This window comes from Lactonifactor longoviformis (assembly GCF_042848515.1).
Lineage (GTDB): Bacteria > Bacillota > Clostridia > Lachnospirales > Lachnospiraceae > Lactonifactor > Lactonifactor longoviformis.
In genome coordinates, this window is record NZ_AP031453.1 from 3,178,610 (window position 1) to 3,203,097 (window position 24,488).

General features: G+C 48.9%; 22 protein-coding genes. 2 read left to right on the top strand and 20 right to left on the bottom strand.

Going from position 1 to position 24,488, the window contains the following annotated elements:
- Window positions 1–11 precede the first annotated feature (11 nt).
- From plsX to pta, 9 genes are all read right to left on the bottom strand, one after another.
- On the bottom strand, window positions 12–1,031 hold the full coding sequence (plsX, locus tag ACGHCT_RS14540) for a phosphate acyltransferase PlsX (RefSeq protein WP_072852151.1): 1,020 nt from the start codon (window positions 1,029–1,031) through the stop codon (window positions 12–14).
- Window positions 1,032–1,107: 76 nt separating this feature from the next.
- The gene (locus ACGHCT_RS14545; RefSeq protein ID WP_390436536.1) at window positions 1,108–1,845 is read right to left on the bottom strand and encodes a hypothetical protein; all 738 of its coding nucleotides are present in this window, start codon (window positions 1,843–1,845) and stop codon (window positions 1,108–1,110) included.
- 120 nt (window positions 1,846–1,965) lie between these two features.
- A complete protein-coding gene (locus ACGHCT_RS14550; RefSeq protein WP_072852172.1) occupies window positions 1,966–2,265 on the bottom strand; it encodes a hypothetical protein in 300 nt (99 codons plus the stop codon).
- Between the two features lie 122 nt (window positions 2,266–2,387).
- A complete protein-coding gene (locus ACGHCT_RS14555) occupies window positions 2,388–5,738 on the bottom strand; it encodes a response regulator (protein ID WP_390436538.1) in 3,351 nt (1,116 codons plus the stop codon).
- Window positions 5,735–7,012, bottom strand: coding sequence for an ABC transporter substrate-binding protein (locus ACGHCT_RS14560; RefSeq protein WP_390436540.1), 1,278 nt, complete (start codon window positions 7,010–7,012; stop codon window positions 5,735–5,737). The genes ACGHCT_RS14555 and ACGHCT_RS14560 overlap by 4 nt, the downstream gene beginning before the upstream one ends.
- A 212-nt stretch (window positions 7,013–7,224) precedes the next feature.
- Window positions 7,225–7,404 carry a 50S ribosomal protein L32 gene (gene rpmF / locus ACGHCT_RS14565; RefSeq protein ID WP_072852178.1) on the bottom strand — a complete coding sequence of 60 codons (180 nt, stop codon included), beginning with the start codon at window positions 7,402–7,404 and terminating at the stop codon, window positions 7,225–7,227.
- Window positions 7,405–7,407: 3 nt separating this feature from the next.
- Window positions 7,408–7,935, bottom strand: a complete 528-nt coding sequence (locus tag ACGHCT_RS14570; RefSeq protein WP_072852180.1) for a DUF177 domain-containing protein — start codon at window positions 7,933–7,935, stop codon at window positions 7,408–7,410.
- Between the two features lie 166 nt (window positions 7,936–8,101).
- Entirely contained in the window at window positions 8,102–9,295 is a 1,194-nt protein-coding gene (locus tag ACGHCT_RS14575) for an acetate kinase (protein WP_072852182.1), read from the bottom strand.
- A 31-nt stretch (window positions 9,296–9,326) separates the two neighbouring features.
- Window positions 9,327–10,322 carry a phosphate acetyltransferase gene (pta, locus tag ACGHCT_RS14580; RefSeq protein WP_072852184.1) on the bottom strand — a complete coding sequence of 332 codons (996 nt, stop codon included), beginning with the start codon at window positions 10,320–10,322 and terminating at the stop codon, window positions 9,327–9,329.
- Between the two features lie 308 nt (window positions 10,323–10,630).
- Here pta and ACGHCT_RS14585 point away from each other — a divergent pair, with 308 nt between their 5' ends.
- Entirely contained in the window at window positions 10,631–11,887 is a 1,257-nt protein-coding gene (locus ACGHCT_RS14585) for a nucleotidyltransferase (protein ID WP_390436542.1), read from the top strand.
- 7 nt (window positions 11,888–11,894) lie between these two features.
- On the opposite strand, the gene ACGHCT_RS14590 is transcribed toward ACGHCT_RS14585, so the two are convergent.
- The 7 genes from ACGHCT_RS14590 to ACGHCT_RS14620 form a co-directional block, all read right to left on the bottom strand.
- A complete protein-coding gene (locus tag ACGHCT_RS14590) occupies window positions 11,895–12,884 on the bottom strand; it encodes a 2-hydroxyacid dehydrogenase (protein ID WP_072852188.1) in 990 nt (329 codons plus the stop codon).
- 188 nt (window positions 12,885–13,072) lie between these two features.
- Window positions 13,073–14,437, bottom strand: coding sequence for a PFL family protein (locus ACGHCT_RS14595; protein WP_072852190.1), 1,365 nt, complete (start codon window positions 14,435–14,437; stop codon window positions 13,073–13,075).
- A 38-nt stretch (window positions 14,438–14,475) separates the two neighbouring features.
- Window positions 14,476–14,748, bottom strand: a complete 273-nt coding sequence (locus tag ACGHCT_RS14600; protein WP_072852192.1) for an ACT domain-containing protein — start codon at window positions 14,746–14,748, stop codon at window positions 14,476–14,478.
- Window positions 14,749–14,776: 28 nt separating this feature from the next.
- Window positions 14,777–15,574 (bottom strand): MBL fold metallo-hydrolase, encoded by a 798-nt coding sequence (locus ACGHCT_RS14605; RefSeq protein ID WP_072852194.1) that lies wholly within the window; start codon window positions 15,572–15,574, stop codon window positions 14,777–14,779.
- Window positions 15,561–16,160 (bottom strand): dephospho-CoA kinase, encoded by a 600-nt coding sequence (gene coaE / locus ACGHCT_RS14610; RefSeq protein ID WP_390436544.1) that lies wholly within the window; start codon window positions 16,158–16,160, stop codon window positions 15,561–15,563. Before coaE ends, ACGHCT_RS14605 begins: the two co-directional genes overlap by 14 nt.
- A 103-nt stretch (window positions 16,161–16,263) precedes the next feature.
- Window positions 16,264–18,909 carry a DNA polymerase I gene (gene polA, locus ACGHCT_RS14615; protein ID WP_072852199.1) on the bottom strand — a complete coding sequence of 882 codons (2,646 nt, stop codon included), beginning with the start codon at window positions 18,907–18,909 and terminating at the stop codon, window positions 16,264–16,266.
- A gap of 49 nt (window positions 18,910–18,958) precedes the next feature.
- Window positions 18,959–19,792 carry a purine-nucleoside phosphorylase gene (locus ACGHCT_RS14620; protein WP_072852201.1) on the bottom strand — a complete coding sequence of 278 codons (834 nt, stop codon included), beginning with the start codon at window positions 19,790–19,792 and terminating at the stop codon, window positions 18,959–18,961.
- A 176-nt stretch (window positions 19,793–19,968) separates the two neighbouring features.
- Between ACGHCT_RS14620 and ACGHCT_RS14625 the strand changes: the two genes are divergently transcribed.
- A complete protein-coding gene (locus ACGHCT_RS14625; protein ID WP_390436546.1) occupies window positions 19,969–20,490 on the top strand; it encodes a DUF6512 family protein in 522 nt (173 codons plus the stop codon).
- Between the two features lie 7 nt (window positions 20,491–20,497).
- Here the strand turns inward: ACGHCT_RS14625 and ACGHCT_RS14630 are convergent, their stop codons facing one another.
- The 4 genes from ACGHCT_RS14630 to ACGHCT_RS14645 all read right to left on the bottom strand — a co-directional run bounded on the left by ACGHCT_RS14630 (window position 20,498) and on the right by ACGHCT_RS14645 (window position 24,378).
- Window positions 20,498–20,968, bottom strand: coding sequence for an acyl-CoA thioesterase (locus tag ACGHCT_RS14630; protein ID WP_390436547.1), 471 nt, complete (start codon window positions 20,966–20,968; stop codon window positions 20,498–20,500).
- Window positions 20,969–21,134: 166 nt separating this feature from the next.
- Window positions 21,135–21,620 carry a superoxide dismutase family protein gene (locus ACGHCT_RS14635; protein WP_242975726.1) on the bottom strand — a complete coding sequence of 162 codons (486 nt, stop codon included), beginning with the start codon at window positions 21,618–21,620 and terminating at the stop codon, window positions 21,135–21,137.
- A gap of 77 nt (window positions 21,621–21,697) precedes the next feature.
- Window positions 21,698–23,191: a UDP-glucose--hexose-1-phosphate uridylyltransferase gene (locus tag ACGHCT_RS14640; RefSeq protein WP_390436549.1), complete on the bottom strand. Its 1,494-nt coding sequence runs from the start codon at window positions 23,189–23,191 to the stop codon at window positions 21,698–21,700.
- A 17-nt stretch (window positions 23,192–23,208) separates the two neighbouring features.
- Window positions 23,209–24,378 (bottom strand): galactokinase, encoded by a 1,170-nt coding sequence (locus tag ACGHCT_RS14645; RefSeq protein WP_072852211.1) that lies wholly within the window; start codon window positions 24,376–24,378, stop codon window positions 23,209–23,211.
- Window positions 24,379–24,488 lie beyond the last annotated feature (110 nt).

The window sequence follows — 24,488 nt, forward strand, 5'->3', positions numbered from 1 at the left end:
GTAATCCTCCCTTAATTTTCTTCTACATTACCAGAAATATGGTCTTTGATTTTGCCGTTGATCTCCTGGTTTTTAAATTGAATACATTGGATAATAGAATTCTTGAATTCTGCCGCTTTGGAACTCCCGTGGCACTTTACCACCAGTCCTTTCAGACCCAGAAGCGGCGCGCCGCCGTACTGGCTGGCATCAAAGCTTTTCAGCACCTTTTTCAGAGAAGGCTTCACCAGAAGTGCCCCCAGCTTGCCTCTGACGCTGGATACCATCGCCCCTTTTATCTTGGATATGAGGGTATTGCCCACGCCTTCGTATAATTTCAGTATAACATTTCCCACAAATGCCTCGCAGACAATGACGTCGGCATCCCCGTTGGGAATGTCCCTGGCCTCAATATTCCCCACAAAATTAATATCGCTGCACGCTTTCAGCAGGGGAAAGGTTTCCTTCACCAGAGCGTTGCCCTTCTCCTCCTCCGCACCGATATTGACTATCGCTACCCGGGGATTCCTGATGCCTACGACATGTTCCATATAGATGGACCCCATACGGGCAAACTGCACCAGATGGGACGGCCGCGCGTCTACGTTGGCCCCGCAGTCGATCAGAAGAGAGACACCGTCTCTGGTGGGAATCAGCGGTGCTAAAGGGGGGCGTTCCACGCCTTTGATTCTCCCTACCAGAACCTGCCCGCCGACCAGCACAGCTCCTGTGCTTCCCGCGGACACAAAGGCATCGGCCTCCTGGTTTTTGACCATCTTCATCCCCACTACAATGGAAGAATCTTTCTTCCCCCTGATGGCTGTTACCGGAGGTTCCCCGGTCTCAATCACCTCTGCTGCCGGTATAATAGTTACTCTTTCCTTTGGGTAGGTGCAGCCCGCCAGTTCTTTCTCAATCAGCGGTGCCTGTCCTACCAGGAGTACCTGCAGATTCTCTTTTTCATTCACTGCTTCTATGGCACCTTTTACAGCCTCCGCCGGGGCATTGTCTCCGCCCATGACGTCCACTGCCACTTTTACTAACTCGTCCATGTGTTTCCTCCTAATAATACCTACCCACAATATTACTAAACATCGAAGGAAAATGCAACATTTCCGTTATTTTTCTTTATTCCATCTTTCCGTCGCTGCCCAGATGATAGCCTTCCACATCTTTATCTGCAGCCATAGACCCATCTTCGTTCAGATAATACCAGCTGTCGCCGTCCTGGAACCAGCCGGTTCTGATATAGCCGTTCTCATCAAATGCGTACCATTTGCCCTGAATCTCTTTCCACTGGCTCTTTATAAAGCTTCCGTCAGCATTTTCAAACCACCAGCCCTTGTCATCCTGCTTCCACTGACCGGCTTCCGCGTTCACTACATCGCCCTCTTCATCATTTACAATGACTTCCGCGGTCTCACTGGTAGTTCCCTCCGTAGAATCCTGAACCGTGTTGGTGGCTACTACATAATAATAGTAGGTCCCCGGCTGATCTGTGGGAGGGGTATACGTATCGTCCGTGGCACCCTCGATTATGGTTCCGCCCCCATTGGTATTGGTCATATTCCGGTACCACTGGTAGGTCAGCGTTCCTGAATCGCTGACAGAGGCTTCCACCTTCAGGGGCGTTGCTCCCTGGTGCAGGCCGTAGGTCATGCTTCCGCTTAAGTTGGCGGTGAATTCAGGCTTTGCCACAGGAACCTCCGGTTCCTCCTGAGTCACTTCCTCCTGCACGGATTCCTCCTCGTCTGCCTTCTCTGTGCCCAGTATTTTGTCAATATATTTCTGCGGACTACAGGCTGTCAGAGACAGTACGCAGCATCCAAAGAGAATGCCCAGTAACCCCTTTTTTAATTGGTGCATTATAATTCCTCCTTTTCTCATAGTGAGGGGAGAATCTCCCGTGATAAATTTATTTCTCCACAAGTGTACTCATTCTCGAACAATTTGTCAACTGTACAGGAAAAAAAGAGGTAAACAGTCCTACAGCAAACGCCAGATGTGTTCGCTGATCTCATAGAGCAGCTTCACCTGCTGCTGCCTGTCCCCCACTGTCACCAGGCACTGAAACACAATGGTATCCGTCCACTCAGACTGGCAGGAAAGCACACGGTCAATGCGGACATCAAATTTCTCTTCCTCTGTCTCGAACCGGAGTGCTACCGGCTCCATCCTTCCCAGCTTGTTAAAGGTAGCAATCACACAGACAGAGCGGTACATATGAGCTTTGGGATTCCTGACCTGGTGGAGGGTCATAGCATCCATATTAAAATTCTTGGACATTGCAAGTCATCTCCTTCCCGTTTTCGAACGTTTGTTCTCTTCTCAGTTTTATTATACGGAATCTCCCCCCATACTGCAAGAGGAAAAAATATCCACATATCGGCTGAGATACAAACGCATGCCTAAGCCCCGGAATCCGATAAATATTGATCCAGCAGCTGATTCAGCACCTCTGTGTCAATGGGCTTGGAGACATGGGCATTCATCCCCATATGAAGAGCCATCCGCACATCCTCCTCAAATGCATTGGCTGTCATGGCCACAATGGGAATGGTTCTCACATCCCTGCGGTTCATGTTTCGAATCACTCTGGTAGCCTCATAGCCGTCCATATTAGGCATCTTTATATCCATGATTATCATGTCATAATAGCCTTCTTCTGAGGCCTCCACCTTTTTCACCGCTTCCTCTCCGTCGCAGGCTTCTTCTATCTGCACGCCTGTACTGCCAATAAGCTCCACAGCAATCTCCCTGTTGAGTTCGTTATCCTCCGCCAGCAGAAGGCGCTTCCCGGAATAATCCGGGACTCTCTCTTCTTGCTGCTCAGGCAGTCTTTTGCCGCTGTCCAGTTCTTTCAGGAGATGGTAAACCTTAGACCGATAAAAGGGCAGGGATAAAAATGCTGCTGCATCCGTCTCTTTTCCCTCATATTGTATCTCTGCCCATTCTCCTGCAGCGAGTACCAGCGCAGGCCCCTTAGGACCACATTTTTTTCGGATAAGCCGGACAGCTTCTGCACCCTGGCCGTCTCCGGAAGAACAGTTAATAAATACCAGGCCGCATGGGTTCCCGGAGTCCCGGGCTTCCATAATAAAGGAGACTGCCTCCTCTCCTTCCCCCACAGCCTCTGCCGGAAGTCCCATATCCGCCAGAAGCCGGGCAGTGCTCTCCCGGGAACAGATATCCCCATCTACAATCAGGGTGCGTATTCCCATCCAATGGGCAGGGACTTTCTCTTCAGGAGCATCCTGCACCTTCAGAGGAATCCTTACGGTAAACACAGATCCTACGCCCGGCCTGCTTTCAACCTGGATCTCCCCATTCATCAGATCTACAAGATTCTTCGTGATTGCCATACCCAGTCCGGTCCCCGCAATCTTACTGCTGGTAGAATCCTTGGCACGCTCAAACGGCTGAAAAATCACCTTTAAAAACTCTTCCTCCATGCCGATTCCTGTGTCCGCACAGCGGAAAACATAACATTGATAGCCAAACCCTGCACTGTCCTCCTGACTGACCTCAATGCTTATCCTTCCCCCTGAGGGCGTATACTTAACCGCATTGCTCAGAATATTCAGGCACACCTGCTGAAGACGCAGGGGGTCCCCTGTTACATTCTCATTTTTCAGCGCAGTCAGGCAGACATCAGTCTGCAGCTGCTTCCCATAGGCCTGCGGCCGTATTAATTCTGCGGTCTCTGTCACTAATTCGGCAAAATTAAATGACTCCTCCCGGAGTGTCAGTTTTCCGCTCTCAATTTTTGACATATCCAGGACGTCGTTGATCAGTCCGAGAAGATGCCTGCTGGAAAGCGCAATTTTCTTCAGACATTCCTCCACCCGCCTGGTATCGTCCAGATGGGCAGCGGCAATGGAAGTCATGCCTGCTATGGCGTTGATGGGAGTTCGGATATCATGGCTCATATTAGACAAAAACTGGCTTTTCCCCCTGTTTGCGGCATTTGCATTGTCCAAAGCGCTCTGAAGGGCCTGACGCCTCTGCTCCTCCTCGTAACGCTGTTCATCGCTTCGTCTGGATATGAGGATTGCCAGCTCATCCCCGGAATAGGGATTATCCACATAAATAATCTGCGTAGAGATCCAGTGATACCGGCCGTCTGCAAGCATTTGCTTTGCCTCTATGAAAACTTCATTTTTCCTGTGTCCGAGAGTAGCATATAGATTTTCAGGGGCAAAATGAAGCCGGAACTTACTCACATAATCCGGATGAACGGTAGCTGCCATATCTTCATAGAGCTCACTGTACACTTTTTGTCTGCCAAGATCCAGCATCAGACCGGGCTGTACATAGATAAAACTGAGCTTTTCATTGGTGAGATTCACCTGGATAATAACCGGGTAAGCATTGGCAAGTGCTCCTACCAGCGTAATACGCTCCTGGAGCTGTTCTTTTTCTTTTGCCTCTTCTGCCGCTTTTTCCTCCGTGATATCATGAAAAGCCGCAATCAGGACAGGTTCACCATTTTCGTCCTGTGTCTTTTCCACAATGCATCCGGCCCAAAAATAGATGTCCCCTGCGCGTTTTAATCTGGCTGTAAATACATGCTTCCGGCCGTCCTCGGAGATTTCCTGAAAAAGCTGTGCGGCCTCCCCATAGTCCTCCGGATGAATCATATGTCTGAGCGAAGCCTCCTCTGGCACATCCCTTTGAGAACTCTCCTGGTATCCCAGCAGGCGCAGGCCTTCTTTATTGATCTGATGAAAACGATACGGCGGATCCGCAGTAATCAGTGCAATCCCCTCAGGAATAACATTGTACAGATGCACAATATACTCCGCCTGGTGATCCAGCTTTCTTTTCGCCTTAGCTGCAGACTGGAGGTAAAATAATACCAGAAGAATGATTCCCAGAATTATGCTGGCGATAAGGACCATCGAGCGCCTTAGAATATCCCTGCTCTGTTCACTTACCACTTTTTCCGGAATAATGGAAATCAGATACCAGTCTGACTCCAGCTTCAGAGGTGTATAGCAGAAAACCGTATCTTCTCCCTGGTAGCGGAATACTGCCCAGCCCGTACGGAACTCCTGGAGGGAGGCGGCAAATGCCTCCAGGCTATCCGGCTGATTCTGTGATTCCGGCAGCATATCAAACAGATTTTTAACCGTTTTATTACTGTTCGGATGAGGAGAGCGGATAAGAACATCCCCCTTGGTATTGATAATATAGGAGAATCCCGCATCCTTGTAGAAGGACAAGCTGAAGCTGTCCGCGATGCTGACTACCTCATACTCTTTCACAAGACAGCCCTCTGTACCGTCAGCCATAATTACTTTTACGTACAAATCAAATACATTCATTCCGGTTGCACTGCTGATATGGGGATTCAGAATTCCTTCCTGCCTCTCCCCCTCCCACAGCTCCGCCTCTGCCCGGCTGTCCTTCTGCAGCCCCTCCGGATAGCTGCTTCCATCTCTCAGATACAGACTGACATTGCTTTCTATGCGGCTATACTGTTCCATCATCCCGGCCGCCTGCTCCATCTGATCCCCGGAAAATTCACTGAGTTTTTCAGCGGCGGCTTCCATAGCCGCAAAGTCGTGCTGGAGCTGCATTTGCAGCCCATTGCATCCCTGACTGGTGCTCTCCATGATAGCATTGACCGATTGTTCCCAGAGCTGCTTTTTGACATACTGTATAAAAGAAAAAGTAAAGAGCATAAGAACAGCTCCCATGAGGACAGCTGCCAGAGCAATTTTCCTCTTTGAGCTTCTGCTTTCTTCCCTGGTCATGGCACGCTCCTTTCTTCCTCCGCTCTTTGATCCATCCAGTCCAAAACCGAATCCAATGCCTCCCCTGCAAGCAGCTTCTCCGATGCCTGGGCTGTCAGATCCCAGATAGGAAGATTCAGCATTCCGTCTGCGCCAATCACCGTCCTGCCTGACTGGTAACAGGCAATCAGAGGCTGAATTTCTTCCCTGGAGGACGGGCTTCCCTCCTTTAAGGGACTGAAGGAGGATTGCTGATCCGCAAATTTTTGAATATTCTCTCTCTGCGTAAAATACTCCACAAACTTTTTGGCCGCAGCTTCATTTTTGCTGTGCGCATTTACACTCAGACGTGTATCCGCATTGATTACCATAAGCGCACCGTCCTCCAGTATCGGAATGGGAACTACCTGAAATTCAAATCCCGGTTCCATATCCCTGGTCCGTCCGGCAGCCCATGCCCCTGTGAGCATAAACGGAGCCTCTCCCTCCACAAACTCTTCCAGATCATCCGAGGTCTTTTTTGTATGCACTGCCCTCTCTCCGTCAATATACCCCTTGCGGATAAAGCGATCCGCCAGTGAAAACCCCTCAGTCAGATACTGGCTTAAGCTGTCTTCTCCCCGGTTCAGACGGGAAAACACCTCTTGCTGGCGCCCCTCCTGATACACAGGATAAAATCCGGCGCCAATTGCCAGTGTTTTTAAGGAGATATCATTGTTGGCGATAATAGGCGTGATTCCCTGCCCCTTAAAATACCCGCAGACCTCTTCCCACTGAGAAAGATTTTCCGGGATCTTTTGCTTATGCTTCTCCAGCAGATCCAGATTACAGTAAAGACCGAAGGCCGACACCGTGGTGGGAACCCAGAAAATCTTTCCTTCACGGTCCATCTGACTGAGCATCCGGTCCGTATACTCAGAGATAGCGGTAAGCTCCGAGAGATCCGCCAGCTGTCCCTCTGCCCCCAGTCTCAGCACAGCATCATGATTTACCATAAAAACATCGTCTCCCTTTCCGGCAGACATCCTTTTCTCCAGGGCCTCATAATATTCTGTCCCCTTCAGACTTTCATAGGAAACCCTTATTTCAGGATTTTCACTCATAAAATCCGATATAATCTCTTCAATAACCGTAACATTCTCCGGTTCATACTTATTCCCGAAAAATGTAATGGATGCAGCCTCTTCTTTTGCATCCCCATAGTTTACCACCTGGTTTTTGCTTCCACATCCCGGAAGCACCAGGGAGAACATGAGCAGCACCGAACACATACCCGCAATCTTTTTCCTTTTCATCTGCAGCCTCTCTTCTTATTTCAGACATGCCGGACTCCCTTCCTGAACAATATTCCCTTCCATCAGGTGTACGGCACTCATTATACAGTAAAGTATAACATACTTAACTATAGTAATCCATTATTTCCAGCCGGGTATGACGCTTTCCCATGCAAAAGAAGACCGGGAAAAAGCAATTAGCCTTTTCCCGGTCTTCTTTTGCATTCCCAGAATTAATCCATGGAAATGATTTCTTTTTTGTTGTAAGAGCCGCATGCCTTGCATACTCTGTGAGGCATCATTAATTCTCCGCATTTGCTGCATTTAACTAAATTCGGAGCGCTCATTTTCCAGTTTGCTCTTCTTTTATCTCTTCTAGCTTTAGAAGTTTTATTCTTTGGACAGATGGACATTGTTTACACCTCCTTAAACTTGCTGAATATATCACTGATTACCGCCATTCTGGGATCCAGGTTCTCGACCCTGCAGTCACAGGGACCCTGATTCAAATTCTTTCCACAATGGCTACAGATTCCTTTGCAGTCATCTTTGCACAGTACCCGTAAGGGCCAATTGATTAAAATCTCATTATAAACTAACTGCTCCACATCCAGGTTTCCGCCTGTGATATAGTTGCTTTCATCCAAATCTTTTATCCGTTCTTCTTCTGACTGCTTCATATCTACTTCCCGTTCAAAATCAAACACAAACTCTACAGGCACGTCCGAAAGACAGCGCCCACAGGGAATCAACAGAGTCAGACTTCCTTCTCCATTAATCTGCAGTACTTTTTTTCCTTTGTTTTTAATGGTAAAATGTACCGGTGTTTTCTTTTGTACAGGGAACGTTCCCAGCCTGGAGGTGAAGTTTTCCATGTCCACCATGGCTTCCACACGTTGTGTTTCTCCCTCTTTGGATAAAATATCTGATAAATTAATTAGCATAACAGTCTCCTAATCACACCTTATTGATTATACCTGGGGCATGGCCATTTGTCAACTATTTTTTCCAGAATAGAACAATTCCGGTTTTGGATGTAGAAGCGGCAAAAGGGAGATACACTGGTATTGTGCATTCTCCCTTGTCTTTTTTATCAAAACATACGGATTCTTATTTTACCAGCCCAACAGTCTCCCTGCAAATTGCAAGTTCTTCGTTGGTAGGAATGGACACTACTGTAACCTTGGAGGATTCTTTGGTGAGAACTCTCTCAACGCCTCTGCAGTTGTTTGCCTCTTTGTCGAATTCCACACCCAGATATTCCAGACCTTCGCATACACCTTCGCGGATGGCTGCTGCGTTCTCTCCCAGTCCTGCTGTGAAAGCAATGACATCCACCCCGTTCATGGCTGCAGCATATGCACCGATGTATTTTTTAACACGGTAGCAGTAAGCTTCCAGGGTGCTGATGGCAGCTTTATTGCCTGCATCTGCAGCTTCCTGGATGTCGCGGCAGTCGCTGGAGATTCCGCCGGATAAGCCTAACATACCGGATTCTTTATTTAATACATTCATGACCTCTGACAGTGTCAGATTTTCTTTTTTGCTGATAAACTCAAGGATCGCCGGATCCAGATCACCGGAACGTGTACCCATAATCAATCCTTCCAGAGGAGTAAGCCCCATGGAAGTGTCTACGCATTTGCCGTGGTCTACTGCGGATACGGAAGCGCCGTTGCCTAAATGGCATACGATAATCTTCAGATCTTCTGCCTTTTTGCCCAGGAACTCTGCTGCTCTCTTGGATACAAAGCTGTGGGAAGTTCCGTGGAATCCATATCTTCTCACCCCGTACTGCTCATAATATTTGCGGGGAAGTCCGTACAGGTATGCTTTCTCAGGCATTGTCTGATGGAAGGCTGTGTCAAATACACCTACCATTGGCGTGTTCGGCATAAGCTCCTGGCATGCGCGGATACCGATTAAGTTTGCAGGGTTGTGAAGAGGAGCCAGATCGTTGCACTCTTCCACTGCTTTTAAAACCTCGCCGTCGATAACAACGGAGGAAGCAAACTTCTCGCCGCCGTGTACGATACGGTGGCCTACAGCATCTACCTCTGTCAGGCTCTTGATTACACCTGTCTTCTCATTCATCAGCGCGTCCAGAACCATCTGAATGGCCTGCTTGTGTGTAGGCATGGCAGCTTCTGTCACTTCTTTTTCACCGTCTGCCGGCTGGTACACCAGGCGGCCGTCGATACCGATTCTTTCGCAGAGGCCTTTGGCAAGCACTGCCTCTGTATCGGAATTGATTAACTGGAATTTCAGGGAAGAGCTTCCGCAGTTGATTACTAATACATTCATTTTCTAATTTCCTCCGTAGATTTATTATTCCTTACTCGGCCTGGCACTGTACAGCAGTAATGGCAACAACACCAACGATATCCTCAGCAGAGCATCCTCTGGATAAGTCGTTTACCGGTTTTGCGATACCCTGTGTCACAGGTCCGTAAGCTTCTGCTTTTGCAAGTCTCTGTACTAATTTGTATCCGATGTTTCCTGCATCCAGATCCGGGAAAATCAGCACGTTAGCTTTTCCGGCTACCGGGCTGTTGGGAGCTTTTGACTGTCCCACGCTTGGAACAATGGCAGCATCCAGCTGGAATTCGCCGTCTAACTTCAGTTCCGGATTCTGTTCTTTTGCAATCTTGGTAGCTTCCACTACTTTATCTACGTCAGCATGCTTTGCACTGCCCATGGTGGAGTGGGATAACATAGCAACCACTGGTTCTTCCTGAACTAATAGCTGGAAGGATTCTGCGGAAGATGCTGCGATAGCTGCCAGTTCTTCCGGATTGGGATTCTGGTTCAGACCGGAATCTGCAAATACGAAAGTACCATTTGCACCATATTCGCAGTCTGGTACCGCCATTAAGAAGAATGCGGACACTAATTTGGTTCCGGGTTTTGTCTTCAGGATCTGGAGACAAGGTCTTAAAGTATCTGCTGTTGAGTGGCAGGCGCCGGATACCATTCCGTCAGCGTCGCCCATTTTTACCATCATAACACCGTAGTATAAATACTGATTTAACAGGATTTCCTTAGCCTGCTCTGGTGTCATTCCTTTTTTCTGTCTTAATTCTACCAGCTTGTCTATGTAACCGGCTGTTTTATCGGAAGCTGCCGGGTCAACGATAACAGCCCCGCTGATATCCAGTCCTTCGCTTCCTTTTTTTACTTCTTCTTCACTTCCTACAAGAACTACATTGGCAATTCCTTCTTTTAAAATCTGTGCGGCTGCCTCATATGTTCTGCGGTCTTCGGTCTCCGGAAGTACAATTGTTTTCTTATTTGATTTTGCTCTCTCTTTAATTACGTCAATAAATCCCATGATTTTTTTGACTCCTTTCTTCTGCTGGTTTTCACCGTTTCTTCCTGATATCGGAAGCTACCAATTCCCTGGAAAGCCTCACTTATCACAATTATACAACCTTTTATTTACAGGCACAAGGCTTTCAGCCCCCTTAATCCTCCACAAAATTGTATTTAATTCAATACATGGATTATTTCCTGGGTTTTCCAAATTTATACACCCCAAAGGCGGCAGACTTCTTACTTTCTCTTGATTTTTAGTCCGGTTCTGCGTATAATGCAGTCAAATAAAAGATACCATAATTTTAGAGGGGAGCCTGCACGCCTATGAAAACAGTAGCTCTGATTACAGAATATAATCCATTTCACAACGGACATGCCTATCATATGAACCAGGCCAAAGCTCTGACCGGGGCCGACTATGTGCTTGTAGTAATGAGCGGCGATTATGTACAGCGGGGCGTACCTGCAATATTCGACAAATATACCCGCACCCGTATGGCACTGGACTGCGGGGCGGATCTGGTTCTGGAGCTTCCCGTCTGCTACGCTTCCGGAAGCGCTGAGTACTTTTCGAGAGGAGCGGTTTCCCTTCTGGACAGTCTGGGGGTGGTAGACGCCCTTTGCTTTGGGAGCGAGGCCGGAGACCTCCGTCCGTTTAACACTGCGGCGTCCATCCTTCAGGAGAATCCGGCCACTTACTCTGAGTGTTTAAAATCCGCCTTAAGAGAAGGGAAGTCCTTTCCCGCCGCCCGCCAGGCAGGTCTGGAGGCATACCTCGCCGAACAGGGAGAGGATTCCGGCTGGATCAGGGATTTCATCACTGCCCCGAATAACATCCTGGGGATTGAATACTGCCGGGCTTTAAAGGAGCTGAATTCTTCTATTAGCCCCTGCACCATACAGCGCAGAGGAAACGGATATCACGATGAGGCCCTTCAGGAGACCATGAGTTCTGCCAGCGCCATCCGAAAGGCCATGGATACCGGGAAGGGGCTCTCTTTTCTGGAGGGGCAGATGCCTTCAGCTGCTTACCGGATTTTTGCCGATGCCCTGGGGGTACACGGCCCTGTAAATGAGGATGACTTTTCACTTCTGCTCCGGTATAAGCTTCTTCTGGAAACATCCGCCTGCCCCCGGGAGGATGCCCAACGGCAGCTTCTTCGCTACTGCGATGTGTCTCCGGATCTGGGACGACGGATCCTCCGTCAGATCAACCAGTGCGACAGTGTTTCCTATTTTACGGAGATTCTGAAAACCAGGGATATGACGTATACCCGCATCAGCAGGGCCCTGCTCCATATCCTTCTGGAGATCACGGCAGGAGATATTCCTCCCCGGGCTCCCTATGCCCGCATCCTGGGATTTCGAAAAGAGGCCTCCTGCCTTTTGTCAGCCATAAAAAAAGCAGGGGGGATTCCGGTGATTTCCCGCCCTGCTGCGGCAAAAGACATTCTCTCAGATACAGCGTATCGGGTATTTGAAAAAGAGATTTTTGCCTCTAACCTATATGAAAGTATTCTGGCCGCCAAATATCGCAGGCCATTCTGCCATGAGCTTACCCGGGGGATCCTTATCTCCTGATCCCGGTTTAGGCCGACACTTCGTTGCCGTTTTGGATTCCCTTTTGGAAAGCCACAGCATTGTCCAGGGTTGTTCCTGAGATTGCCGCCAGTGCCTCCTGGGTGAAGAATCCCTGGTGTGAGGTAATCATCACATTGGGGAAGGATAACAGTCTGGCAGTAGTGGAATGTTCCAGGATTTCATCGGAACGGTCTTCAAACACATTGTTGGTCTCCTCCTCGTACACATCCAGGCCTACTCCAAAGAACTTCCGGGCGCGGATACCCTCGATGAGGTCCGCTGTCTTCACCAGCCCTCCTCTGGAGGTATTGACCAGGATTACCCCGTCCTTCATCTTGGCAATGGTGTCCCTGTTGATTAGGTGATAGGTGCTGTCCATCAAAGGGCAGTGAAGTGAGATAAGGTCACTTCTTGACAGCAGTTCATCCAGGCTCACATACTCCGCAAAATCCAGTTCCGGATTCCGGTGTACATCATAGGCAATTACCTTCATACCGAATCCACGGCAAATCTTTGCCATAGCCGCCCCAATCTTACCAGTTCCCACAATCCCTGCCGTCTTCTCATAGAAATTAAATCCCATCAGGCCGCTTAAACTAAAGTCATTTTCCCTTACCTTAACATAAGCCTTGTGAATCCTGCGGTTAGCCGTAAGAGCCAGGGCCATGGCATGCTCTGCCACCGCCTCCGGGGAATATCCCGGCACACGCATCACCTTGATGCCATACTCCTCAGCCTTTTCCAGATCCACATTGTTGTATCCGGCACAGCGCATCAAAATCAGCTTAATTCCGGCTTCCCGGAGCGCATCCATAGTCTCTGAGCCCACATCAGAGCTTACAAACCCGCAGACCGCGTCATATCCCTTAGCCAGAGGCGCCGTTCTGGGGGCCAGATCCGCCTTCAGGTACTCAATCTCAATCTCCGGGTAATGCTCCAATTGTTTATTAAACGATTCTTTGTCGTAAGTTTTGGTATCAAAAAATAATATTTTCATGTGAATTCCTCCTCGTGTCCTTGCTGACATACTTTATAGTTTAGTCTTTCCAGTTATAGGTTAGATCATTCTAACCATTTTTGTCAAGTTAAACTTTTAACGAAATTTGGGACGTGTACTTTCTAGAAAGTACACGTCCCAAAATAGGCAAGGGGTGTCCCAAACTCAGACAGCCCTGTCCCCTTTCATTAATTTTTAAAGCTGTGAATCGGCGCAGGAATTCTTCCTCCCCTGTTGACAAATGCCTCACAGGAGTACGGATTCACCGGCATAACCGGCGCATATCCCAAAAGTCCGCCGAATTCCACGGTATCTCCCACGGTTTTCCCTATCACGGGGATCAGCCTTACCGCGGTGGTCTTCTGGTTTACCATACCGATGGCGCACTCATCAGCAATGATTCCGGATATGGTGGACGCCTTGGTATCTCCCGGAACGGCAATCATATCCAGTCCTACGGAGCAGACGCAGGTCATGGCTTCCAATTTTTCCAGAGTGAGGGCATTGGCCAGCACTGCATCGATCATGCCCTGATCCTCACTTACAGGGATAAATGCCCCGCTTAAGCCCCCTACATAGGAGGATGCCATTACCCCGCCTTTTTTCACCTGGTCATTGAGAAGGGCCAGGGCGGCTGTGGTTCCCGGTGCCCCGGCATATTCCAGGCCGATTTCCTGGAGAATTTCCGCCACGCTGTCACCGATCGCCGGAGTCGGTGCCAGGGACAGATCAATGATACCAAAGGGTATCCCCATCTTTCTGGATGCTTCCTGAGCTACCAGCTGTCCAACTCTCGTAACTTTAAAGGCTGTTTTCTTAATTGTCTCACACAGAACCTCAAAGTCTTTCCCCCGGACAGCTTCCAGTGCGGTCTTCACAACACCCGGTCCGCTGACCCCCACATTGATGATGGCATCTGCCTCTGTGACGCCGTGGAATGCCCCTGCCATAAAGGGATTGTCGTCCGGCGCATTGCAGAACACCACCAGCTTGGCACATCCTAAGGAATCCTGCTCTTTGGTATACTCTGCAGTTTCCAGGATAATCTCACCCATAAGCTTTACCGCATCCATATTGATTCCTGTCTTGGTGGATCCCAGGTTCACGGAACTGCACACCCGCTCTGTCACAGAAAGAGCCTTGGGAATTGACCGGATGAGCATCTCGTCCGCAGGGGTCATCCCTTTGGACACCAGCGCAGAGTATCCCCCGATGAAATTCACTCCCACCTCTTTTGCCACTTGATCCAGCGTCCGTGCAAGGGTCACAAAATCCTCCGGTGTTTTGCAGGCGGCAGCTCCCACAAGGGAGATTGGAGTAATAGAAATTCTTTTATTTACAATGGGAATCCCGTATTCTTTTTCAATCTCATCCCCTGTGCTTACCAGATTTCTGGCCAGACGGGAGATCTTCTCATACACCTTCCGGTTTACCTCCTCCAGACTGGAGTCAATACAGTCCAAAAGGCTGATTCCAAGGGTTATGGTACGTACATCCAGATTCTCCTGTTCGATCATCTTGTTGGTTTCATGTACTTCAAATATATTAATCATGTACTTATCCTTCCTTTGTTCATCCTGTATCTTCCATCTCAGATCCGGTGCATTTTGTTAAAAATATCCTCATGCTGGCAGCGAATCATAACACCAATCTCTTCTCCCACCTTTTCCAGCTCTTTTCCCATCTCCCCGATTTCTTTGGGAGATTTGGTCGCGTCTGTAATCATCATCATATTAAAAAATCCATCCAGAATCGTCTGGGAGATATCCAGGATATTTACCTGATTCTCCGCAAGGTACGTACATACTTTTGCAATAATTCCAACAGTATCTTTTCCTACAACAGTAATAATGGTTTTTTTCATTTTCTCACATCCTCCTATGTATGAAAGCTTAAAAGCAGATCATTTCTGATGCCTGTTCCCTGTGCGCCACCTGTATGGGAAAATCTTTGGAGTGGTAGGGATTATCTCCCATGGTCACCTCCGCACATACGGTTTCATAGGCCAGTTTCTCGTAGTTGTTTTCTTTGCTCAGATGCCCCAGCATCACAGACTTCAGGTTGTCGTGGAGCAGTTCACACAGAAGCCGCCCGGCCAGCTCGTTGGACAGATGGCCCCGCTCTCCCAGTATCCTCCGTTTCAGATAGTAGGGATACGGCCCCACCTGAAGCATGTTCACATCATGATTTGCCTCCAAAAGCAGCACATCCGATCCGGCCAGCTTTTCCACAATATAATCCGTGTATTTTCCCAGGTCAGTGGCAATCCCCACTGACTTGTCCTGATGGCGGATCCTATATCCCACAGGCTGGGCTGCGTCATGTGAAATAGTAAACGGCTCTACCTTCAAATCCTCTATCTCAAAATTCTCATCCGCCTCAATGGGACGGAAAATGCCTTCCGGCAGTTTTCCCAGGGAACTGCATCTTTTGATCTCTTCAATGGTTCCCGGCGTAGCGTACACAGGCACCTCGTACTTCCGTACAAATACTCCAAGTCCTTTGATATGGTCCGAGTGCTCATGGGTAATCAGAATCCCGTTCACATCCCGCCCCGTCATATCAATGGTATTGAGCCCTTCCTCTACTTTTTTCTTGCTGATGCCTACATCTACCAGCAGGGTAGTTTTGTCACTGCCTACACAGATACAGTTCCCGCTGCTGCCGCTGGCTATACTACATAGTTTCATATTTTCTCATCCTTCGGTCGATTTGTAAATGGGTATGCTCCACATCCTCGCTGTTGTAAAGTACAAAGTCTGCGGCAGCTTCATATTCATCATCGCTGAGCTGATTGGCCAGAATCTCATCGATTCTCTGATCCGTATACCCCCGGTCATTCCGGAGGCGCTCCCTGCGCACCTGGGGCTCACAGTATACCACCCAGAGCTCATCGTAGATTTCATCGTATTTTTCCTCTATCAAAAGAGCGGCCTCTATAAAGAAGTAAGGAACATCTTCCTTTCCTGCCCTGGCCACTTCCTTTTTTATGTATTCCTTCACCGCCGGGTGGATAATACCGTCCAGCCGGTCCAGCATCTCTCTTTTCTGAAATACAATCTCTGCAATCTTCATTCTGTCCAGAGTGCCGTCTTCCATCACAATCCACTCACCGAACAGCTCTATTACCTCCTGATAGCAGTCACCGCCGGGAAGCATCAGCAGATATCCCACTTCATCTGCCTGCACCACACGGGCATCATAATTCTCTTCTATATAGTTCAGCACGGAACTTTTTCCGGAGCCCACACCTCCGGAGATTCCAATCACTCTCATACTCTTCCTCCTCCTGCCGGGGTGCCCCGCCCTTCCCGGCTTCGGACACCCACGAAAGCATTTTATCATAAGTTACAGCGGAATTCTACCTTTATTTCACGGCCTATTTGGCCTCATACCAGTTTCTTCCGGTATGCATATCAATCTCCAGAGACACTGCCAGGTCCGCAGCCTGCTTCATTTCCTTTTCCAGGATACGGGACACCTCCTCCAATTCTTCTTCATACACCTCCAGGAGAAGCTCATCGTGAACCTGGAGAATCAGCTTTGTCTCAAGTTTTCTCTCCTTAAGCGCCTCATTGACCCGGATCATAGCAATCTTAATAATATCTGCCGCAGTTCCCTGAATAGGCGCATTCATCGCCACCCGCTCCCCAAAGGATCTCTGCATAAAATTACTGGACTTTAGCTCCGGAACCGGACGCCTTCTTCCGAACAGTGTGGTCACATACCCCTGTTCCTTTCCCTGCTTCACCAGACCGTCCAGAAACCCTTTGATTTTGGGATACGTTTCAAAATAATTCTCTATATACTGGGCAGCCTCTTTTCTCGTAATACTCAGGTCCTGACTCAGGCCAAAGGAACTGATGCCGTATACGATTCCAAAATTCACTGCCTTCGCATTCCGCCGCTGAAGATCCGTCACTTGATCAAAGGGCACGTGAAAGACCTGAGAGGCCGTCATACGGTGAATGTCCTGGGCCTCGCTGTATGCCTGTATGAGTTTTTCATCCCCGGACATATGCGCCAGAACCCGCAGTTCGATCTGGGAATAATCTGCATCCAGAAAGATGCAGCCCTCTCTGGGCACAAATACCTTACGAATCAGACGCCCAAGCTCCATGCGCACCGGAATATTCTGAAGATTAGGCTCTGTGCTGCTGATACGCCCCGTTGCCGTTATCGTCTGGTTAAAATTCGAGTGAATCCTTCCGTCCTCACCAATATAATTTGCCAGCCCGTCCGCATAGGTGGACTTTAGCTTGGTCAGCTGGCGGTATTCCAGAATATCCGCAACCACAGAGTGATCCGGCGCCAGTTTGTCCAGGACATCCGCAGCCGTGGAATAGCCGGTCTTCGTCTTCTTCCCCCCGGGAAGCTGCATCTTCTCAAATAGGATGACCCCCAGCTGCTTGGGAGAATTGATATTGAATTCCTCTCCTGCTTTCTGGTAAATAATGCTCTCCAGCTCTTTGATCCTGACCTCCAGACGGCTTCCGTACTCCTTCAGTTCCTCCCCTTCCACCTGGATCCCCGCAGCCTCCATGTCATGCAGGGTGAACAGCAGAGGCATCTCCATCTCGCGGAAAAGGGAAAGCATCCCCGTCTCCTCCAGAGCCTTTGTCAAAGGCTCTATACCGGCCAGTGCCACATACGCCATGTAGCAGCAGCTCACCGTCACTTCCTCTTCTTTTTCCTCCAGCCCCTTTTTATAGGAAACTTTTCCCAGCAAATCTTCCCGGGCAGGCACCATAAGCCCGAGGTACTCCTTGGCAATGTCGTCGTAGGTATAGGCAGATTTCAGAGGATTCAGAAGGTAAGCGGCGATCCCTCCGTCGAACATCCTTGAGTGTTCCTCAATCTGTATCCTACTGAGCATCTCCTTCACGTTCAGTGAAGCGGTCTGTCCCGCCCCTCTGCAGATCCCTTCCAGCTGTTCCAGAAGATATCTTTCTGTGAGAAATCCCTCCACAGGGAAAAATGCTGCTTCTATTTTCTCTTTTTCCCCTAGGGCCACCCCAAGCCCCAGAACCTCTCCCTTCTCCAGAAGAAGGTGCACTCCGGCCCGGTCAGCCTTTTTTGCCTTAGACAGAAAGGCATCTGCCTGTGAAAGATCAGTAACTCTCTGAAAATGCTCCTCTGCCTTGTTTTTTGATGAAGTATTCTCAAAACGGTTTAAAAGGTTTTTGAATTCCAGTTCTTTAAACCATTCATAGGCCTCCTGGGTAAACAAATCCTTCAGTCTGGCCTCCTCAAAGCTGTAGTCCAGCGGACAGTCTGTACAGATGGTTGCCAGCTCCTTGCTCAGCTTAGCCAGATCATAGTGTTCTTTTAAGGATTCCTTTGCCTTGTTGGGTTTGATCTCCTCCACATGGGCATAGGCATTTTCAATAGTGCCGTACTCCAGCAGAATCTTAGTGGCTGTTTTCTCTCCTACCCCCGGTATTCCCGGTATATTATCAGAAGAATCCCCCATGAGGGCCTTTAGCTCAATGATCTGGGGCGGTGTCAGCTGATAGGCCTCCAACACCCCCCTGCCGTCATAGTCCTCTACGGTTGTCTTACCCCCTCTGGTCTTGGGAATCCGTATTTTTACGTGCTCCGTGGCCAGCTGCAGCAGATCCCGGTCCCCCGAAAGCACGGTGACTTCCATACCTGCCGCCTCTCCTTTTCTGGCCAGGGTGCCCAGGATGTCATCTGCCTCGTACCCCTCCCTGGAAACAATCGTTACGCCCATAGCCTCCAGGACATCCCTGATAATAGGAACCTGCTCCCGCAGTTCCTGGGGCATAGGTTTTCTCGTCCCCTTGTAGGCCTCATACATATTGTGCCGGAAGGTGGGTGCGTGTTCATCAAAGGCAACCGTGAGATACTGGGCGTTCTCCTCCTCCAGCGTCTTAAATAATATAGTTAAAAAGCCGTAGATGGCGTTGGTGTGCAGACCCTCCGCGTTGGTAAGGTCCGGCAGACCGTAAAAAGCCCTGTTCAGTATACTGTGTCCGTCAATTAGTACAATTTTTTCACTCATAAGTTCTCCTATATCTGTCTGGTTTTATTTTCTGATACTCTCTTTTCTTCTACACAATTTTATTCATAGCCAAAATACTTTCCGTAATCAGCTTTTTAAACATGGGGGCAGCCTTGTCGGCAATTTCCTGGACCTCCAGATGGCTGAGAGGCTGATCCGTCATCCCGCATCCCAGATTGGTAATGCAGGAAATCCCGCAGATTTTCATGCCCATATGGTTTGCGGCCATAGCCTCGCAGGCAGTGCTCATTCCCACAGCATCCGCTCCCAGAATCCGGCACATTTTCACCTCGTGAGGGGTCTCAAAATTAGGACCTGTAAGCTGGATGTACACGCCTTTCTGCAGTGGGATCTTCTGTTCTGCCGCCGTACGTTCTATGATTTCCTGAAGCTCCCTGTCATATACCTGGCTCATATCACTGAACCGCTCCCCAAGCTCGGGAATACTTTCCCCTATCAGCGGGGAAGGAACAAAGTTTGATATATGATCCGTGATCATCATAAAGTCTCCTGCCTGAAACTCAGTATTCACACCCCCTGCCGCATTGGTGAGAAACAGAATCTCTGCCCCCATAAGCTTCATCAGACGGACCGGCAGCACCACATCCTCAATAGAGTATCCCTCATAATAATGGACTCTTCCCTGCATAATCACTACAGGTACCTCCCCCACATATCCAAAGACGAACCTGCCTCTGTGTCCCGGAATTGTGGAAACCGGAAATCCCTCTATCTCTTTGTAGTCCAGTGTATCTGCAATTTGAATCGTTTCTGCGTAATCTCCCAGCCCAGAGCCCAGAACCAATGCTGCCCGGGGCTTAAAATTTATCTTTTTCTGAAAACAGTCATAACATTTCATAAGCTTTTTATATGCTGGATTCATTCTGACACTCTCCTTTTGGCACTCTTTTCCCTTAAGTATACCCTGTAATAGAAAAAAGTTCCACCTGTCCTTTGCTGTTTTTTAGGATAAAGCCCAAAAAACTGCATAAAGTATCAGGTAGAACCTTTTATAGTTTGCTTCGTTCTGTTTTACTTTGAAAAAAAGAGGAGAAACCTATGCACCGGAAAATCAAGTATCTTCACTGGGCCGGCTTTCTGTTTGTCGCCGCAGCGGGAAGCCTCCTGCACTTTTTATACGAATATTCAGGTCAGAATCCCCTGGCTGCCTTTATCTCACCAGTCAATGAATCCACCTGGGAGCATCTGAAGCTGTTATTTTTCCCCTATCTCGTCTTTCTTTTTATAGAAAGACTTCTGCTCAGAGGCACATATCCGCGCTTTTTCACCGCTCATCTGTTAAGCCTCCTTGCCGGACTGTGCGCCATCCCTGTTCTTTTTTATACCTATACAGGTATCCTGGGCAAAAACTATCTGGCAGCCGACATTGCCGTATTTCTCATCTCCGCAGGTCTTTCCTGTTTTCTCAGTCAGCGCCTGCTTACGCATTCGCCCTTCCAGAGAAAAGGAACAGAGGCAGGAGCGTGGATTTCATGTGCCGTCCTGGCCGCCCTGTTTCTCTTCTTTGTATATGCTTCCTTCTTTCCTCCGGACCTTGCCCTCTTTCAGCCTCCGGCATAACTTTAGGCTAATATCCTTCTTTTCTTCTCTGCTTTCTGAGTGCGTAACGCTTCATACCGCTCTCCCACTCGGCTTTTTGGGACTCTGTCTCAATTACAAGGCCGGGGACCGGTATGGGGTTATTGTTCTCGTCCACAGACACCATAACAAGATATGCCCGGTTAATCATCTTCCGGAGTCCGTTTAAATCCTCCACATAGGTATCCACCCGGACCTCCATAGAGGTTGTCCCCACATATGTCATCTTTCCCCGAAGCACCAGCATATCCCCCGTCTTGGCGCTGGCCTTAAAGTTCAGATTATCAATACAGGCTGTAGTGGTCTCTGTCTGGCAGTGGCGGCGGGATACAATCCCCGCCATCTCATCAATCCACTCTACCAGCTTTCCTCCAAACAGCCTTCCATATCCATTGCTGTGCTTAGGCATCAGCAGATACGTCTGCTCTGTCAAAGAATCCTCCACACGTTTTACTTCCATACATCTTCCATCCTTTAGTATCAATTATAATCACATCACACGGGATCTATTATATCATAAATTGGATGGAATAAAACCTATTCCTTATTTTTCTTTCGTCTGTGCCTTTGTCTCTGTCTGGGCAGGCAGCTTTTGGCTTTCATTTTCCATGGGATTTCCCAGTAAATTAAATAATTTCTCCGCACGCAATCTTCCTCCCGGAATCTCCCGAGGGCTGACTTCGGAAATCATCCGGCATATCATGTATCACAACGGTTTTGCCCACAACCTCCTCCGGGTAAAACCGATCGGTATAGAACATCATCCAGGCAAATCCCCGGTTCCCAAACAGCGAGGGCATATCCCCCGCATGCTCCGGATGTTCACACCCCTCCGGATTCCAGTGGTTTTTCGTATCTGCAAAGGGATCCTCAGGGGTTCCCGTACAGGTATTGCCTTCATGAATGTGAAAGCCAAAGATTCCATTGGGACATTTCTGATCTTCATAGGGCAGACCCTCGATCTCGGCCAGCACCAGGGAGCCGCCGGCACTTCCGTAAAAATACACATATCCCACCAGGCCTCTGTGGTTTTCATCCCCCTTCACCTTGGCTACCGCATCCGGAGTGCCTAGAAGAACATCGCTGAACATATAATTTCTGGATTGGCGCATACTCGTTTCCTTTTGATTCACATACAGTCCTTTCATACTATGCAGAAATCAGGATATTGTGAATCTGTACGGCCCTCCTACAATGCTTCTATAAACCGCATAAACGCTTCCCGGCCTTTTGGAGTGCACTTGTAAACCCCTGCATCCTCCAGCACCTTTACAAATACCTGTCCGATTTCTTCCTGAAGGATCTCCGTCACATTATCTTCCGTTACTGCCTCATATCGGGGAAGGAAATCCTTTACCCACGCAGCATGCTTCTCTAAGGCCTCATGCTCCGCGGGATCTCTACCCTCCAGTATATATTCCGCCAGAAGCTCCATCTCCCCTTTCAGCCTTGCCGGGAGAACTGCCAGTCCCATCACTTCGATAAGGCCGATGTTCTCCTTCTTGATGTGATGGTACTGGGCATGGGGATGATATACCCCAAGGGGATGCTCTTCTGTCGTGATATTATTTCTGAGGGTCAGATCCAATTCAAACAGATTTCCCGCCTTCCTTGCTATAGGCGTGATGGTGTTGTGGGGGACTCCCCCTGTCTCGGCATAGACAAATGCCGCCTCATCCGTATAGCCTCTCCAGATCTCCAACACATGGGAAGCCAGATCAATCAGCCGTTTTTCATCCTCACACCGGATCCGAAGCACCGACAGGGGCCATTTTACAATGCCGGCCTCCACATCCTCATAGCCCGGAATCGTCACCTGCCGTTCCACAGGGGCTTTTGCCATAGCAAAGGTATAGTTTCCTCCCTGGAAATGGTCGTGGCTCAGGATAGACCCCCCTACAATGGGCAGATCCGCATTGGAACCCAGAAAATAGTGGGGGAAGAGCTTCACAAAGTCAAACAGCTTCACAAAGGCAGATCTGTCTATCTTCATAGGTATATGCTCAAAGTTAAATGCGATACAGTGTTCGTTGTAATACACGTAAGGGGAATACTGAAGCCCCCACCGGCTGCCGTTTATGGTGATCGGTATGATTCTGTGGTTCTCTCTTGCCGGGTGGTTCAGCCTCCCCGCATACCCTTCGTTTTCCGCACACAGCTGGCACCTGGGATAAGCGCTCTGTCTGGCATTCAGCGCAGCGGCAATGGCCTTGGGGTCTTTTTCCGGTTTTGAGAGATTGATGGTAATATCGATCTCGCCGTATGGACTCTCCACCTTCCATTTCTTGTCCTTTTTGATTCGGTATCTCCGGATATAATCGCTGTCCTGGCTGAATTTGTAAAAATACTCTGTAGCAGCCGCCGGAGACTCCTTATATTTTTCAAAAAACTCTGCCTGTACCTGCGCTGGCCGGGGCAGCAAACAGTTCATAATTTTCGTGTCAAAGAGATCCCGGTATCCGATGCTGTCCTCAATAATCCCCCGCTTTACCGCCTCATCCAGAAGGGCTCCCAGGATCTCTTCCAGGTCTGCCCCGCCGCAGTCTTCCTCCGGCTCCTGGTATTCGTCCTCATGGAACAGATCCAAAAGAAGATTTGTTGCATATATCTTCTCGCAGGCCGGAAGAATTCCTGTCTCAATACCGTACTGTACTAACTTTTTTATATTCTGATTCAGACTCATTCTCTCACCTTTCCCCGTTAGGATAATCTGCGGGCGCCCTCACCGATCTCTACCACATAAAAATCAGCCGCATAGCCTATCTTTTCTTTATAGATGCTGCCCACATTTTCGATAAACGCATCCACTGCCTCATTTTTTACGATGCTTACAGTACAGCCGCCGAACCCTGCCCCTGTCATACGGGATCCGATGACTCCTGGCTGCTGCCAGGCAGCTTCCACCAAAGCATCCAGCTCCGGACCGGTAACCTCGTAATCATCTCTCAGGGATATATGGGACTCATTCATCAGTTCCCCAAAGGTCTCCAAATCATTGGCCTTTAAGGCTTTCACAGCCTTCACCGTCCGCTGATTCTCAAAGACCGCATGCTTCGCCCTCTTTGCCTTCACCGGATCAAAGACCGCGCCCTTTACCTTTTCGAACTGCATCTCATCCAGTTCTCCCAGGGATCGGATATCTGCCACCTCCTGAATCTGGGCCAGGGCAGTTTCACACTCGCTTCGGCGCTCATTGTATTTGGAATCTGTAAGCCTTCTCTTTTTATTGCTTGCCGCAATTACAATCTTGGCATCCTCCAGCCTGATTGGGGCATACTCATAGTGCAGTGTGCTGGTATCCAGAAAAATAGCATGGTCCTTCTTACCCATAGCTATGGCAAACTGATCCATGATCCCGCAGTTCATCCCGTTAAATTTATTCTCCCCATACTGTCCGTACAGGGCAATGTCAACCATGCTCACATCCTGAAAGCCAAACATATCTTTTAAAATCACACCCGTAAGTACCTCCACAGACGCTGAGGAAGAAAGCCCGGAACCATTGGGAATATTGCCGAAAAGGAGCAGGTCCATTCCCTTTGGAGTCTCATACCCGTGTTCCCGGAAGGCCCAGATCACTCCCTTGGGAAAATTGGTCCAGTTTGCCTCCTCATGATACACCAGATCCTCCAGGCTGCTTTCCACAACGCCCAGAGCTTCAAAGTTCATAGAGTAGAAGCGCAGCTTCCTGTCCTCACGCATTCTGGCAATCCCATAGGTCCCAATGGTAAGCGCGCAGGGAAATACATGGCCTCCGTTATAGTCCGTATGTTCACCGATAAGATTCACTCTCCCCGGTGAAAAATAGGTGCGGATGTCCCCTCCGTCCTGGTATAGCTCCTTGAATTTCTCCATCAGTTTTTCCTGCATAGTCCCATTCCTTTCTCTCATTACGGAATAATTATATTGTTTTAAAACACTTTTCTTGTTCTTTTCAACCCAATTATACCATATGAGATTGAAAAGTAAAGCAAAACCGT

Coding starts and splice junctions, on each gene's coding strand:
- ACGHCT_RS14645 (WP_072852211.1), bottom strand. CDS start 24,378: ATGCAGGAAAAACTGATGGAGAAATTCAAGGAGCTATACCAGGACGGA.
- ACGHCT_RS14550 (WP_072852172.1), bottom strand. CDS start 2,265: ATGTCCAAGAATTTTAATATGGATGCTATGACCCTCCACCAGGTCAGG.
- ACGHCT_RS14590 (WP_072852188.1), bottom strand. CDS start 12,884: ATGAAAATATTATTTTTTGATACCAAAACTTACGACAAAGAATCGTTT.
- polA (WP_072852199.1), bottom strand. CDS start 18,909: ATGAGTGAAAAAATTGTACTAATTGACGGACACAGTATACTGAACAGG.
- ACGHCT_RS14555 (WP_390436538.1), bottom strand. CDS start 5,738: ATGACCAGGGAAGAAAGCAGAAGCTCAAAGAGGAAAATTGCTCTGGCA.
- coaE (WP_390436544.1), bottom strand. CDS start 16,160: ATGAGAGTGATTGGAATCTCCGGAGGTGTGGGCTCCGGAAAAAGTTCC.
- ACGHCT_RS14620 (WP_072852201.1), bottom strand. CDS start 19,792: ATGAATCCAGCATATAAAAAGCTTATGAAATGTTATGACTGTTTTCAG.
- pta (WP_072852184.1), bottom strand. CDS start 10,322: ATGGGATTTATTGACGTAATTAAAGAGAGAGCAAAATCAAATAAGAAA.
- ACGHCT_RS14640 (WP_390436549.1), bottom strand. CDS start 23,191: ATGAGTCTGAATCAGAATATAAAAAAGTTAGTACAGTACGGTATTGAG.
- ACGHCT_RS14545 (WP_390436536.1), bottom strand. CDS start 1,845: ATGCACCAATTAAAAAAGGGGTTACTGGGCATTCTCTTTGGATGCTGC.
- ACGHCT_RS14595 (WP_072852190.1), bottom strand. CDS start 14,437: ATGATTAATATATTTGAAGTACATGAAACCAACAAGATGATCGAACAG.
- ACGHCT_RS14585 (WP_390436542.1), top strand. CDS start 10,631: ATGAAAACAGTAGCTCTGATTACAGAATATAATCCATTTCACAACGGA.
- plsX (WP_072852151.1), bottom strand. CDS start 1,031: ATGGACGAGTTAGTAAAAGTGGCAGTGGACGTCATGGGCGGAGACAAT.
- ACGHCT_RS14600 (WP_072852192.1), bottom strand. CDS start 14,748: ATGAAAAAAACCATTATTACTGTTGTAGGAAAAGATACTGTTGGAATT.
- ACGHCT_RS14575 (WP_072852182.1), bottom strand. CDS start 9,295: ATGAATGTATTAGTAATCAACTGCGGAAGCTCTTCCCTGAAATTCCAG.
- ACGHCT_RS14630 (WP_390436547.1), bottom strand. CDS start 20,968: ATGGAAGTAAAACGTGTGGAGGATTCTTTGACAGAGCAGACGTATCTG.
- ACGHCT_RS14635 (WP_242975726.1), bottom strand. CDS start 21,620: ATGCGCCAATCCAGAAATTATATGTTCAGCGATGTTCTTCTAGGCACT.
- ACGHCT_RS14560 (WP_390436540.1), bottom strand. CDS start 7,012: ATGAAAAGGAAAAAGATTGCGGGTATGTGTTCGGTGCTGCTCATGTTC.
- ACGHCT_RS14605 (WP_072852194.1), bottom strand. CDS start 15,574: ATGAAACTATGTAGTATAGCCAGCGGCAGCAGCGGGAACTGTATCTGT.
- ACGHCT_RS14625 (WP_390436546.1), top strand. CDS start 19,969: ATGCACCGGAAAATCAAGTATCTTCACTGGGCCGGCTTTCTGTTTGTC.
- ACGHCT_RS14570 (WP_072852180.1), bottom strand. CDS start 7,935: ATGCTAATTAATTTATCAGATATTTTATCCAAAGAGGGAGAAACACAA.
- rpmF (WP_072852178.1), bottom strand. CDS start 7,404: ATGTCCATCTGTCCAAAGAATAAAACTTCTAAAGCTAGAAGAGATAAA.